A 15266-nucleotide genomic window follows, 5' to 3' on the forward strand; every position below is an offset into this window, starting at 1 on the left:
AAATACGAATAACTAGATTTACATATTATCTGTACATTTAACCCTAATTTATGAAATCTCCTAATTTACTATTTTTCATCTTTTTTCTATCTGTAACGCATTCTTATACCCAGAACGTTGAAAAAATCGCCGCCAAAGACGGAATCCATTACATTACCACAAACATTGATTATCCTATAACGGGAACCTATCTTTTTGAAGGTCTTACAGAACCTATCGTACAATTAGATCCAGATGGAACCGGCATTTTTCAGATATTGGATTTATCAAAAACTACAATCATTTGGGGAATGGAATGTTTTGAAAACGGTACTCCAAAATACGAAAAAGGCTTTAACTATGCGGTATACACACTTTGGTATAAAAACAAAGAGACAAACTCAGAAATAGAAACAACAGAAGACTGGACAAATGCTCATTTTTCCATCCATTTTCAAAAAAAGAAAATGTTTATTTTAGGAGACAGAAGCAAAGATTATGTAGAGTAAACTATATATTAGTAAATTCATCCGAAAGTAAAATTTTGGCTTAAAATCAGCCTCTTAAACTTCATTTCAAGAAAACGATTTCGTAAAATGGAAAAATTCTGGTTTAATTTTCCATTTAATTTTTGAAAATTAATAATTATTATTAATTTTTATTTAATTTGCGAGTCAATTCAACATTCGAATAATGACTTCTATAACCAGACTTTTTGATTTTCCCTATTATCAACAAGATAAATATACTTCAATTCCAGATGCTTTAACAACAAAGCACAATGGGGTTTGGATAAAAACTTCTACTCAAGAATATATTGCTAAAGCCAATGCAGTTTCGAGGGCGCTCTTGAAAATGAACGTTCAAAAAGACGATAAAATTGCCATTATTTCTACTAATAATAGAACCGAATGGAATATTATGGATATTGGTGTGTTGCAAACTGGTGCGCAAACCGTTCCCATTTACCCAACAATTTCCGAAGATGATTATGAATATATCCTGAATCATTCCGGTGCCGTATATTGTTTTGTATCGGATGCCGAAGTACTGCGCAAAGTAAATTTGATTAGAAATAAAATTCCTAATGTCAAAGAAGTCTATTCGTTCAACGAAATTGAAGGTTGTAAAAACTGGAACGAATTACTAATTCAAGGTGTTGATACTGGAAATCAAAGCGAAGTTGAAATTCGTAAAGACAATGTAAAAACAGAAGATTTAGCAACTATAATTTATACTTCGGGAACTACCGGAAGACCAAAAGGTGTTATGCTTTCGCATAAAAACATTGTCTCAAATGTATTGGACAGTGCTTCCAGAATTCCTTTTGAAGCAGGAAAAAGCCGTGCGTTAAGTTTCCTTCCTATTTGTCATATTTTCGAAAGAATGATTTTGTATTTATACCAATATTATGGAGTTTCGGTATATTTTGGTGAATCAATTGATAAAATTAGTGATAATCTAAAAGAGGTAAGACCAACGGTAATTACTGCCGTTCCAAGACTTTTAGAAAAAGTATACGATAAAATTTACGCCAAAGGTACAGAGTTGACAGGTATCAAAAAGAGTTTATTCTTTTGGGCGATAGATTTAGGATTGCGTTATGAACCTTATGGTAAAAATGGTTTTTGGTATGAGTTCCAACTCAAAATTGCTCGCAAACTTATTTTTAGCAAATGGAAAGAAGGTTTGGGTGGCAATCTTGATTTAATGGTATCAGGTAGTGCCGCTTTACAACCACGATTGGCTCGAATATTTGCTGCAGCAGAAATTCCAGTAATGGAAGGATATGGTTTAACCGAGACTTCTCCGGTAATATCCGTTAACGATATTAGAAATCATGGTTTCAAAGTGGGGACTGTGGGTAAAGTAATTGATAATGTCGAAGTGCTAATTGCAGAAGACGGTGAAATCCTTTGCAAAGGACCAAACGTAATGATGGGCTATTACAAAGATGAAAAGCTAACTAATGAAGTAATTACTGACGGCTATTTCCACACTGGTGATATCGGAATTTTTGACCAAGAAGGATTCTTGAAAATTACAGATCGTAAAAAAGAAATGTTCAAAACCTCCGGAGGAAAATATATTGCTCCACAGTTAATTGAAAATACGATGAAACAATCCCGTTTCATTGAACAAATAATGGTGATTGGTGACGGACAAAAAATGCCGGCAGCTTTCATTCAACCAAGTTTTGATTTTATTAAAGAATGGGGCGTTATCCATGGAATTGATGTTGGAAAAAGCAATGAAGAAATTGTTTCAAACGAAAAAGTTATTGCCAGAATTCAAGAAGAAATAGATAGCCTAAATGAAAAATTTGGAAATTGGGAGAAGATAAAACGTTTTGAACTTACACCTGACGTGTGGTCTATTGAAGGCGGACAGCTTACTCCTACTCTAAAACTGAAACGAAAAATAGTGATGGAGAAATATATTGATTTGTTCCATAAAATCTACAATTAGCCTTTAAAAAAACTGTTCCGTTATGAAACTAAAAGTCTTGATTTGCTCCGTTATAAGCGTGTTCTTTTTTTCTAATTGTGAAGAAAAACCAAAGGAAGATTCCATAAAGGCAAATTATTTAGACTTTTCCAAACGGGATGACCAGCTGACTGGCGGTATCAAAATGATTCCAATTAAAACGCCTAAAGGCACTTTCAACGTTTGGACAAAACGAGTGGGCAACAATCCAAAAATAAAGGTGTTGCTCTTACACGGTGGACCGGGATTGACGCACGAACTCTATGAATCTTTTGATGGGTATTTCCCCAACGAAAGCATTGAATACATCTATTACGACCAGTTGGGTTCGTATTACAGCGACCAACCTAATGACAACAGTTTATGGACCAATGAACGTTTTGTAGAAGAAGTTGAGCAAGTACGCATCGCATTAGGCTTAGACAGTTCTAATTTTTACCTGATGGGACAATCTTGGGGCGGAATCCTCGCAATGGAATACGCTTTGAAATACCAAAAGAACCTAAAAGGCTTGATTATCTCTAATATGATGGCGAGTGCAGCGGAATATAATGCTTACGCAAAAGACGTTCTGGCACCGCAAATGGATCCAAAAATCCTTAAACAATTGCAGGATATCGAGAATAATAATGATTTTGATAATCCAAAATACAGCGAATTACTGTTCAAATATTACTACACCGAACATGTTTTGAGAATGCCTCTGGAGAAATGGCCAGAATCTATCAACAGATGTTTCAAGCACATTAATCCTAATGTATATGTGTATATGCAAGGGCACAGTGAATTTGGCATTACTGGAAACGCGACTCTTAAAAATTGGGATGTCAAAGCCAGACTAAAAACCCTGACGGTTCCTACATTGAGTATTGGCTCTAAATACGACACCATGGATCCAGAACACATGAAATGGATTGCTAACGAAGTTCAAAACGGACGTTTCTTGTTTTGTCCTAACGGAAGTCACCTTTCACAGTATGATGACCCCAAAACCTATTTTCCGGGCGTGATCAAGTTCTTGAAAGATGTGGATAGTGGGGAGTTCAGAAAAGAGTAAATTCCTTTAATCAAAAATAATATTTAGAAACTATTTCTATGTACAAGTATTAATTTGGTCTTCCCAATAAAACACCTCTCTACTATTTAAAACCTTACATTTTAAGGATAATCCATTTTCTATACAATCCATTTTTTTGCATAGTTGTCAATAAGACGTCGCTTAAAAATTTATAACCGTAATCAAAGAAAAATAGTAAAAGAGTCTACATATTTAGAACTTATTAAACAATAAAAATTTAATGGGTTCTGTTTTTTAAATAAATTAATAAGTTTAAGTTTACGCTTTTTTTAGGTTATCAAAAAAATTATTTTTTTTTTAATGTAAAACAAAAAATTTAGTGGATTTGAAAAATTCCTGAATCAATTTTAAAGTACATGACTTAAAAAATGAGAAACATTATTTTACTGATTTTATTGCAGTTTTCTTCCCTTCTTTTTGCCCAGCCTGGAAGTTTAGACAATACTTTTGATAATGGTCCAAGTGCAATAACTTATGGAATTATTTATTCTACAATTATACAACCGGATGGAAAAATTATTGTAGGTGGTTCATTTTATTCTACAAGCAGTAAATGGGTCCTAAATTTAACTCGCTTGAATCCTGACGGAAGTTTAGATATGAGTTTTAACACTGGTACTGGAGCAAATGACACTGTAAAAGCCATAGTATTACAGCCGGATGGAAAAATTATCATTGGAGGCGAATTCTATAATTATAACGGCACACAAATAAACAGAATAGCCCGTTTGAATTCAGATGGAAGTATTGATACAAGCTTTAACCCTGGCCAAGGTCCAAATGATGATATACTAAATATTTCTCTTCAAAGTGATGGAAAAATTATTATTGGTGGTTATCTATATACCTACAACGGATCAGTTATCAACAGAATGGCTCGCTTGAATACTGACGGAAGTTTAGATACTACATTTAACCTTGGTATAATCCCTACAAATTGGATTGAGCGCACACTTATTCAACCGGATGGTAAAATTTTAATTGCTGGAAGTTTTAATTATACTAATGGTAGGATTGCACGTTTAAATGCCGATGGGAGCTTGGATTCTAGTTTCAATATTGGTAGTACAAATGATCAGGTGGAAAGTATGTTGCTTCAACCCGATGGGAAAATTATTTTAGGAGGTCAATTCTTGAATTTTAATGGTTCCGGGAAAAATAATATTATACGTTTCAATACAGATGGTAGTATCGATACTAGTTTTAATCTAGGTTTGAATCTGACACATGATAACGGTGGAGTTAAATTGATTGGTAGTATTTCAACAATGACTCATCAACCCGATGGTAAAATTATAATCGGTGGATGGTTTGATAATTTTAACGGTACAGTAAGAAATAATATAGCCCGTTTGAATGTAGATGGAAGTTTAGACCTAACATTTCCTCCAATTACAACAACGTCTACTTTAGATAGCGGTGCGGGTTTTAACGTTACTTCTTCTGCAATACAGTCTGATGGAAAAGTTATTATTGGAGGTCAGTTTACTACTTATGATGGTATCCCTACTAATATTATAATCCGTTTAAACAACAATTTATTACCTCCGATAGCTTCGGCACAGTCAGTTTGCTATAACGCAACTATTTCAAATTTAACTGCATTAGGTGCTAATTTGAAGTGGTATTCAACCTCCTCAAGTACCACACCTCTAGCTACAACTAGTATTTTAGAAGCAACAACTTACTATGTTTCCCAAACCGTGGGAGGAATTGAAAGTGAAAGAACGATGGTCCCTGTTACAATTAATACCCCAATAATACCAACTTTTACACCGCAAAATGATATTTGTCCAGGAACAATACTTCAACCACTACCAACTATTTCAAACAATGGTATTTCAGGAAGTTGGTCACCTGCAATAAATAATACCAATACAACACTTTACACTTTTACACCTACAATTGGTTTGTGCGCCACCACTGCCACCATGACCATTACCGTAAATTCAAATATAATCCCAATATTTACTCCGGTAATGCCAGTTTGTTCAGGAGAAATAATACCTGCATTACCTACTACTTCAAACAATAACATTACAGGAACCTGGTCACCTTCTTTAAATAACTCGATTACAACCACCTATACTTTTACACCAAACAGTGGATTGTGTACCACTACTGCAACAATGACTATTATAGTAATGGCCTTGCCAGATATTGAACCAAATCATGATGAAATAATTTGTTCTGAAAATAATGACCCTATACAACTCAATGCTGGTTTGCTGTCAGGTTCTCCATCACAATTCAGCTATGAATGGTTTCGTAACAATCAATTGATACCGTCTGAGCAGGAATATTACCTAAACATAAATGAGGAGGGCATTTACACCTGCAACGTAAAAAACAAAACAACAGGATGTGAGAATACTAGAACCAATACAGTTGTATATTCTAAAAAAATCACAATAGAGAAAGTGATAATATCTGATCTAACTGAAAACAATACTGTAACCGTTTTGGCATCAGGGATGGAAAATTCTGAATATAGTCTTGATAATCCAACAGGCAACTTTCAAGATTCTAATGTTTTTGAAAATGTGGAACCGGGTATTCACACGGTCTATGTAAACGATAAAAATGGCTGTGGTGTTGTTTCAAAAACTGTTGCTTTAATCGGTGCCCCCCTTTACTTTTCTCCTAACGGAGATGGATACAATGATAAGTGGACAATAAAAGGAATAAATGAACTTTTCTTCAAAAATTCAAAAGTAAAAATTTTTGACCGATACGGTAAATTAATAAAAGAGCTCTCAGATGCTTCAAGCGAAGGCTGGGATGGTACTTATAACGGTTATCCTTTACCTGCTACTGATTATTGGTTTGTTGCTAACATTGATGATGGTAGGGTCCTAAAAGGTCATTTTGCATTAAAGCGATAATAAACATTATAACCTATAATTACTTTTTCGCAAAAAAATTCCAATTCGGAATCCATAACCTTAATAAATTTTAATTTATTCCTTTCAACAATTATAAACTAAAAAACCCAAATCATTCTTCAATGCACGATTCGCGTGAGGGATTGAAGTGGCATCCTTTTATGTAGCCAGCGGAATAAAAGATACAACGGACAGCCCGACCCACAGTCTCGTCTTTATGGTCGAGACTGTGGGACACGCCCAAAATAAATAGCATCTAACGCTTTTAGATTGATAACTATTTCATAGTTGACTGTTTTTTAATACCTTATCTATTATTTTATTATTTTTTAATACCTTTATTATGTTAACCAATAAAACCAAACATTATGAATGTAAAATTTTTTTTAGTTTCAGGTATTGCGGGTGGTATCGTCCAATTTCTTTTAGGATGGTTGTTTTACGGAATCCTATTTAAAAACTCATTCCCTACTGATGGAAATGAGAACATACTATTCATATTTTTAGGATGCATGACTTTTGGATTTTTCGTATCGTATATTTTTACGAAATGGGCCGGAATTTCGAATGTAGCTTCCGGTTTTAAAGCCGGTGCGGTTATTGGATTATTCATATCACTGTACACTAATTTCTTTATGAATTCTATGACATCTGCAATCAATTATCAAACTATAGGGTTAGATGTTGCAATTACAGTTGTAATGGCCGCTTTAGTAGGTGCAGTAATTGCTCTAGTGAATGGAAAACTAAAATAAAATATAAAAGCATACCAGTAAACTCCTCATTTTATGGGGAGTTTTTTAGTTTAAACAAAAAATTTCAAAAAAATATTTCAATATATTATGCATGCATAGTATTTTTTTTATTATATTTGAAATCGATATAGTTACATATGAAAGATAAAACAATAGATTATATTTTACGTGCCACCTGGCAAGCAGTAGCCAGAATGTATAATGAAGAAGCTTCAAAATATGATGCGAGCATGGCCACAGGTTTTGCTTTGTTGAGTATTGATAAAGAAGGTGGAACTCCTTCAACTTCTTTGGGGCCAAAAATGGGAATGGAAGCCACCAGCTTAACCAGAACCTTAAAATCTATGGAGGAAAAAGGATTAATCATCCGAAAGAAAAATCCTGAAGATGGTCGTGGCGTATTGATTTACTTAACTGATTTTGGTAAAGAAAAAAGAGAATTGTCTAAGAACACCGTATTAAAGTTCAATGACACGGTAAAACAACATATCTCTGAGGAAAAGCTACAACATTTTATTGAAGTAGCTGAAACCATCAACGAATTAATTCTAGACAAAAATATATTTAATCACACGAACGCCAGCGAACTGGCGGAGCAAACTGAAAAAACAAATACAAACGAAGTATGAAGCGCACAATTAAAAAAGTTGCAGTAATAGGATCCGGAATTATGGGTTCAGGTATTGCCTGCCATTTTGCCAACATTGGAGTTGAAGTGTTACTGTTGGACATTGTTCCAAGAGAACTTACCGAAGCGGAAGCTAAAAAAGGACTAACTTTAGAAAGCAAAATCGTAAGAAACCGATTGGTGAACGAGCATTTGGCTAATTCCCTGAAATCGAAACCGTCCCCTATTTACAGTCAGAAATTTGCCAGCAGAATCACTACTGGAAATACTACCGATGACATGGCAAAAATTGCTGCTGTGGATTGGATTATTGAGGTTGTAGTAGAACGTTTGGACATCAAAAAAATGGTTTTTGAACAAATTGAAAAATTCAGAAAACCGGGAACCTTGGTGACTTCAAACACATCTGGTATTCCAATTCACTTTATGAGTGAAGGAAGAAGCGAGGATTTCCAAAAGCATTTCTGCGGGACACACTTTTTTAACCCTGCGCGTTATTTAAAATTATTCGAAATCATTCCTGGTCCGCAAACTTCAACAGAAGTTTTGGATTTCCTTACTGATTATGGTTCAAAATTCTTGGGTAAAACTTCGGTCGTGGCCAAAGATACTCCGGCGTTTATTGGGAACCGAATCGGGATTTACGGGATTCAGAGTTTGTTTCATTTGGTAAAAGAAATGGGATTGACGATTGAAGAAGTGGATAAATTGACTGGTCCAGTTATTGGAAGACCAAAATCGGCTACTTTCAGAACCGTTGACGTAGTTGGATTGGATACTTTGGTACATGTTGCCAATGGAATCTATGAAAACTGCCCGAATGACGAACAACACGAGTTATTTAAACTTCCAGAATTTGTCAATAAAATGATGGAGAACAAATGGTTAGGAAGCAAAACAGGTCAAGGTTTTTATAAAAAAGTAGACAAGGACATTTTGTCTTTGGACTTAGATACTTTAGAATACCGTGCTGCTAAAAAAGCTTCTTTCGCCACTTTGGAACTGACAAAAACGATTGATAAACCAATTGACCGTTTTAAAGTTTTGGTAAAAGGAAAAGACAAAGCGGGAGAATTTTACAGAAAAAGTTTTTCTGGCATGTTTGCTTATGTTTCGAACAGAATTCCTGAAATATCAGATGAATTATATAAAATTGACGATGCTATGAAAGCCGGTTTTGGATGGGAAAATGGTCCTTTCGAAATTTGGGATGCAATTGGTGTTGCCAAAGGAATCGAAATCATGAAAGCCGAAGGTCTTGAACCAGCTGCTTGGGTAAATGATATGTTAGCTTCTGGAAGTTCTAGTTTTTACTCTATTAAAGAAGGAGCAACTTTTTTCTACAATATCCCTACAAAATCACAAACTAAAGTTCCTGGACAGGATTCATTTATCATCCTGAACAACATTCGCGAAAGCAAAAAAGTGTGGAGCAATAGCGGAGCGATTATACAAGATTTAGGAGACGGAATTTTGAATTTAGAATTCCAATCTAAAATGAATACGATTGGTGGCGATGTTTTGGCCGCTATCAATAAAGCGATTGACTTATCTGAAAAAGAATACCAAGGTTTAGTTATTGGGAATCAAGCAGCGAATTTCTCTGTTGGTGCCAATATCGGAATGATATTCATGATGGCAGTCGAGCAAGAATACGATGAGCTGAATATGGCCATCAAAATGTTCCAAGACACGATGATGCGTGTGCGATATTCTGGAATCCCTGTTGTAGTTGCTCCTCACGGAATGACTTTTGGCGGTGGTTGCGAAATGAGTTTGCATGCTGATAAAGTGGTTGCTGCTGCAGAAACCTACATGGGATTGGTTGAATTTGGTGTTGGGGTTATTCCTGGCGGTGGTGGTTCGAAAGAATTGGCTTTGAGAGCTTCTGATTTATTCCGTAAAAACGATGTGGAATTGAATGTTTTACAAGAATATTTCATGACTATCGCTATGGCAAAAGTATCCACTTCGGCTTATGAAGCTTTTGATACTGGACTTTTACAACACGGTAAAGATATTGTGGTTGTAAACAAAGATCGTCAGATTGCAGAAGCGAAGAAACATGCCTTATTAATGGCAGAAGCTGGTTATACACAACCAATCCGTAGAACTGATGTAAAAGTTTTAGGAAAACAAGCTTTGGGAATGTTCTTAGTAGGAACAAATCAAATGGTTGCTGGAAAATACATTTCAGAACACGATCTTAAAATTGCAAATAAACTAGCTTATGTTATGGCTGGTGGTGATTTGTCTGAAGCGACATTAGTATCTGAACAATATTTATTAGATATAGAACGTGAAGCTTTCTTGTCACTTTGCACAGAAAGAAAAACATTAGAAAGAATACAGTTTATGTTAACGAAAGGGAAACCGCTTCGCAATTAATTTTAAATTATAAATTATGAATTATAAATTACGAATGAACTTCATTTAAAATTTAGACTTCAAAATTCAAAATAATAGTTATGAAAACAGCCTATATAGTTAAAGCATACAGAACAGCCGTGGGGAAAGCTCCAAAAGGAGTGTTTAGATTTAAACGTCCTGATGAATTAGCAGCAGAAACGATTCAGTTTATGATGAATGAGTTGCCTGATTTCGACAAAAAACGTATTGACGACGTGATGGTAGGAAATGCGATGCCGGAAGCAGAACAAGGACTAAACGTGGGACGATTGATCTCTTTGATGGGATTGAAAATCGAAGATGTTCCTGGTGTAACCGTAAATCGTTATTGCGCGTCAGGATTAGAAACAATTGGTATGGCTACTGCCAAAATCCAGTCTGGAATGGCGGATTGTATCATTGCCGGTGGTGCTGAAAGCATGAGTTTTATTCCAATGGGAGGTTACAAGCCTACTCCGGATTATGCTGTTGCAAAAGCGGGTAACGAAGATTACTATTGGGGAATGGGATTAACTGCGGAAGCTGTTGCCCAACAATTCAATGTTTCTCGTGCAGACCAAGATGAGTTTGCTTATAACTCACACATGAAAGCCCTAAAAGCTCAAGCCGAAGGTAAATTTGACAAGCAAATTGTTCCTATTACGGTAGAACAAACGTTTATCAATGAAAATGGTAAAAAAGAAACTAAATCGTATATCGTAAATAAAGATGAAGGTCCTAGAGCAGGAACTTCTGTAGAAGCTTTGGCTGGTTTAAGACCGGTTTTTGAAGCGAACGGAAGTGTAACTGCAGGAAACTCTTCTCAAATGAGTGATGGAGCAGCATTTGTTCTAATCATGAGCGAAGAAATGGTCAAAGAATTGAACCTTACTCCTATTGCCCGTTTGGTAAACTTTGCATCAGCTGGAGTGGAACCAAGAATCATGGGTATTGGACCGGTAAAAGCAATTCCAAAAGCATTGAAACAAGCAGGATTAACATTAAATGATATTGATTTAATTGAATTAAACGAAGCTTTTGCATCACAAGCATTAGCAGTAACGAGAGAATTAAATCTAAACCCTGATATTATCAATGTCAATGGTGGAGCGATTGCATTAGGTCACCCACTAGGTTGTACCGGAGCAAAATTGTCTGTTCAATTATTCGACGAGATGCAACGCAGAGGAAGCAAATACGGAATTGTGAGTATGTGTGTAGGAACTGGGCAAGGAAGTGCTGGGATTTACGAACTTTTGTAAGCTTATAATTTAATAAAAAACATATAAAAAAATAAAAAAATGGCAGATACAATCGAAAAAAACGTAACCCGTGGCGGTCAGTTTTTGGTAAAAGAAACAAAATGCGAAGATATCTTCACTCCAGAAGATTTTTCAGAAGAGCAATTAATGATGCGTGACTCTGTAAAAGAGTTTGTAGACAAAGAATTATGGGCACATAAAGATCGTTTTGAGAAAAAAGATTACGCCTATACAGAAGAAACCATGAGAAAAGCCGGAGACTTAGGACTTTTAGGAGTTGCAGTACCTGAGGCTTATGGTGGATTAGGAATGGGATTTGTATCAACAATGTTGGTTTGTGATTATATTTCGGGAGCAACGGGATCTTTCTCGACTGCTTTTGGAGCGCATACCGGAATTGGAACAATGCCAATCACTTTATACGGAACTGAAGAACAAAAACAAAAATACGTTCCTAAATTAGCTTCTGGCGAATGGTTTGGTGCGTATTGTTTAACAGAACCGGGCGCAGGATCAGATGCTAATTCTGGAAAAACTAAAGCCGTTTTATCAGAAGATGGAACACATTACAAAATCACAGGACAAAAAATGTGGATTTCGAATGCAGGATTTTGTTCTTTGTTTATCGTTTTTGCCCGTATTGGCGATGACAAAAACATCACCGGTTTTATCCTTGAAAACACTCCAGACAATGGAATTTCTATGGGTGAAGAAGAACATAAATTAGGAATTCGTGCTTCTTCTACACGTCAGGTTTTCTTCAACGAAACGAAAGTTCCTGTTGAAAACATGCTGTCAGAAAGAGGAAACGGTTTCAAAATTGCTATGAATGCTTTGAACGTAGGTCGTATCAAATTGGCGGCTGCTTGTTTGGACGCACAACGAAGAGTTATTTCAGGTTCAGTGAAATATGCAAATGAAAGAATCCAGTTCAATACTGCAATTTCTCAGTTTGGTGCTATTCGTGCAAAACTAGCGGAAATGGCAACAAGCTGTTATGCTGGTGAAAGTGCTTCTTATAGAGCAGCAAAAAATATTGAAGACAGAATTACAGCTCGTGAAGCTGAAGGTACTTCACATCAAGAAGCAGAATTGAAAGGTGTTGAGGAATTTGCTATCGAATGTTCTATCTTAAAAGTAGCGGTTTCTGAAGATGTACAAAACTGTGCTGATGAAGGAATTCAAATCTTTGGTGGAATGGGATTCTCTGAAGATACGCCTATGGAAAGTGCTTGGAGAGATGCTCGTATTGCTCGAATCTACGAAGGTACAAACGAAATCAACAGAATGCTTTCAGTAGGAATGTTGATCAAAAAAGCAATGAAAGGTCACGTTGATTTACTTGGACCTGCATCAAAAGTGCAAGAAGAATTAATGGGAATTCCATCTTTTGAAACTCCTGATTATTCTGAATTATTTGCAGAAGAAAAAGAAATGATTGGCAAATTGAAAAAAGCATTCTTAATGGTTGCCGGTGGAGCTGTTCAAAAATACGGCCCAGATTTAGATTCACACCAACAATTATTGATGGCAGCTTCGGATATTTTAATCGAAATCTATATGGCTGAAAGTACTATTCTTAGAACTGAAAAATTAGCCAAAAAAGAGGGAGAAGCTAAAATACAAGAGCAAATTGCTATGGCAAAATTATACTTATATAAAGCGGTAGATATCGTTACTCAAAAAGGAAAAGAAAGTGTGATCTCTTTTGCTGAAGGTGATGAACAACGTATGATGTTAATGGGATTACGTCGTTTTACTAAATACACCAACATGCCAAATATTGTAGGATTGAGAGAAATAATCACTTCTAAATTAGTGGCTGAAAATGAATATTGTTTTTAATTAGAAGATAGTTTTTAGTAATTTTATTTGTAAAAGACCGCCTTGTTCCTGAAAACAAGACGGTTTTTTTATTTATATAAAATTCTAAAATTTATTTTTTCTCAAAACGCATCATAGCGATATCGCCCATGATAAAATTTAAAGTTTTTCCATCTTCTGAAATGGAGTAAGAATCAATTTTTTCTAGTGCTGACATGTAAACATCCTCACCTTGAATATCCATACACATCATTTTAGTCATTGCAATTGGATCTTTGAAACTGATTTTATTTCCATCCACATTTAATTTTCCGCTATAACTGTTACAACTAGCATTACCCGAAACTCTGTTTTCTTTCAAATCAAAAACTATAGTCGGCTTTTTGTTTGGATATAATCCTCCAAAAGCAATCCTGGGCCCTGTAATGTAATTCAATTCCCAAGTTCCTTCAAGTGAAGCTGTTTTACCCGTGATTGTTTTACCTGCATTGCAAGAAATAAATGCTAAACATATAATCGTAAGCGACAGAATTATTTTTCTCATGTGATCCATTTTTAATTTTTATATTTTTAAAAAACAATGCAAAAACATTGCCAATATGCGGTTTTCAAAAAAAACACAAAAAAGAGTCCTACAAAAAAAATATATTAAAAATATCAAACCTTTAAAATCAGGTATGAATTTATTTTTTTTTCACCTCTACTACTTCCACCTTAATTGCTACAGAATACCCATTTGGGATAATTTTATTACCATGTGCATTAGCATATACTTTAGTGAATTCAGCTCCAAAATATAAGATTATAGCTGAATAATACACCCAAATTAAAATAATTATGATTGATCCCGCAGCACCGTACACAGTCGCTACAGTTGAACTTCCTAAATAAAACCCAATAGCAAACTTACCAAACATAAAGAAAAAAGAAGTAAAACTGGATCCTATTAAGGCATCTTTCCAATCAATATTTCCGTCTGGCAGGGTTTTGAAAATAATAGCAAACAACATGGTCGTTGTTGCAAACAAGATTAATATATTGAAAATATAAAATATATAAACCGTAGTATCAGGAAAATAAACCAGTAATCGCGTGTTGATAACATCCATCACTGTATTGACCATTAAACTCACCATCAGTAAAAAACCAACCGAAGCAATCATGGAAAATGACATCAGTCTATTTTTAATAAATTTCATAATCCCTTTATTGGGTTTTGCTTTTAAGCCCCAAATAAAATTAATGGAACTTTGGATTTCAGCAAACACACCCGAAGCTCCAATCAGCAACATAATCCCTCCAAAAATAGCCGCAAATGTATTACTGTCAGAAAGTTCTATATTCTTAATTGTCTCTTGAATTTGAATTGCTGCTTCATTCCCAACCATACCATTAATTTGTCCAAAGAATCTTCCCGTAACTGCCTCTCTTCCAAAGAAAAAGCTAAAAATGGACAAAATAATAATTAACAATGGTGGTAATGAAAATATAGTATAATAAGATAATGAGGCACTTAATTTTATAGCATTGTCATCATCAAATTCCTGATAGGTACGCTTGAGTAAACTCCAGCTCGTCAGAGCAATTTCTCTATGTTTCATTTTGATACTTTTATGTTCTTTATAACGAAAAGATTCAGATATTCTGATTTTCATTTATTTACAAAAACAGAATCCCTTTTTAAGGCTATTCTATTTGCGGATGTTTTCAAAATTACAAAGATATTTTATACAAATTTGAAATGAATTTTACATAATTCCTATACGCATTAAGATGTTTTAAATATATTGGAAACAAAAAGCGAAGCAAATTTTAAGTCTTTATTAACCCATCCCTATCTTTAAATGTTTAAATTTAGGTCCTACTTTAATCACCTTTTTAGGATAAATTTTCAACCTATGGAAAATAATAATACACGAAGAAATTTTTTAAAACAAACAGCAATACTTTCAACAGGTACAATTATTGGCTCTAGCTTAT

11 protein-coding genes are annotated in these 15266 nt (G+C 34.8%); 9 read left to right on the forward strand and 2 right to left on the reverse strand.

Going from position 1 to position 15266, the window contains the following annotated elements:
* The first annotated feature begins 50 nt into the window (after positions 1-50).
* The 9 genes from ACNQF8_RS10495 (at position 51) to ACNQF8_RS10535 (ending at position 13307) form a co-directional block, all read left to right on the forward strand.
* Positions 51-488 carry a hypothetical protein gene (locus ACNQF8_RS10495; protein WP_417953562.1) on the forward strand — a complete coding sequence of 146 codons (438 nt, stop codon included), beginning with the start codon at positions 51-53 and terminating at the stop codon, positions 486-488.
* Positions 489-672: 184 nt separating this feature from the next.
* Complete coding sequence (locus ACNQF8_RS10500) at positions 673-2448, forward strand: AMP-dependent synthetase/ligase (RefSeq protein ID WP_417953561.1); 1776 nt, start codon at positions 673-675, stop codon at positions 2446-2448.
* A 22-nt stretch (positions 2449-2470) separates the two neighbouring features.
* Complete coding sequence (locus ACNQF8_RS10505; RefSeq protein WP_417953560.1) at positions 2471-3523, forward strand: proline iminopeptidase-family hydrolase; 1053 nt, start codon at positions 2471-2473, stop codon at positions 3521-3523.
* 389 nt (positions 3524-3912) lie between these two features.
* Positions 3913-6429 (forward strand): T9SS type B sorting domain-containing protein, encoded by a 2517-nt coding sequence (locus tag ACNQF8_RS10510; RefSeq protein ID WP_417953559.1) that lies wholly within the window; start codon positions 3913-3915, stop codon positions 6427-6429.
* Between the two features lie 368 nt (positions 6430-6797).
* Positions 6798-7184, forward strand: coding sequence for a hypothetical protein (locus tag ACNQF8_RS10515; protein ID WP_417953558.1), 387 nt, complete (start codon positions 6798-6800; stop codon positions 7182-7184).
* Positions 7185-7321: 137 nt separating this feature from the next.
* Entirely contained in the window at positions 7322-7813 is a 492-nt protein-coding gene (locus tag ACNQF8_RS10520; RefSeq protein WP_417953557.1) for a MarR family winged helix-turn-helix transcriptional regulator, read from the forward strand.
* A complete protein-coding gene (locus ACNQF8_RS10525; protein ID WP_417953556.1) occupies positions 7810-10200 on the forward strand; it encodes a 3-hydroxyacyl-CoA dehydrogenase/enoyl-CoA hydratase family protein in 2391 nt (796 codons plus the stop codon). The genes ACNQF8_RS10520 and ACNQF8_RS10525 overlap by 4 nt, the downstream gene beginning before the upstream one ends.
* 80 nt (positions 10201-10280) lie before the next feature.
* The gene (locus ACNQF8_RS10530; protein WP_315208032.1) at positions 10281-11462 is read left to right on the forward strand and encodes an acetyl-CoA C-acyltransferase; all 1182 of its coding nucleotides are present in this window, start codon (positions 10281-10283) and stop codon (positions 11460-11462) included.
* Between the two features lie 39 nt (positions 11463-11501).
* The gene (locus tag ACNQF8_RS10535) at positions 11502-13307 is read left to right on the forward strand and encodes an acyl-CoA dehydrogenase family protein (RefSeq protein ID WP_315208030.1); all 1806 of its coding nucleotides are present in this window, start codon (positions 11502-11504) and stop codon (positions 13305-13307) included.
* 91 nt (positions 13308-13398) lie between these two features.
* Here ACNQF8_RS10535 and ACNQF8_RS10540 read toward each other — a convergent pair whose 3' ends face one another.
* Both ACNQF8_RS10540 and ACNQF8_RS10545 read right to left on the reverse strand, forming a co-directional pair.
* On the reverse strand, positions 13399-13830 hold the full coding sequence (locus ACNQF8_RS10540; RefSeq protein WP_417949961.1) for an META domain-containing protein: 432 nt from the start codon (positions 13828-13830) through the stop codon (positions 13399-13401).
* A gap of 139 nt (positions 13831-13969) precedes the next feature.
* Positions 13970-14887, reverse strand: a complete 918-nt coding sequence (locus ACNQF8_RS10545) for a YihY/virulence factor BrkB family protein (RefSeq protein ID WP_417949962.1) — start codon at positions 14885-14887, stop codon at positions 13970-13972.
* Between the last annotated feature and the right edge of the window lie 379 nt (positions 14888-15266).

The organism is Flavobacterium labens (genome assembly GCF_048286755.1).
In the GTDB taxonomy this organism is placed as follows: Bacteria; Bacteroidota; Bacteroidia; order Flavobacteriales; family Flavobacteriaceae; genus Flavobacterium.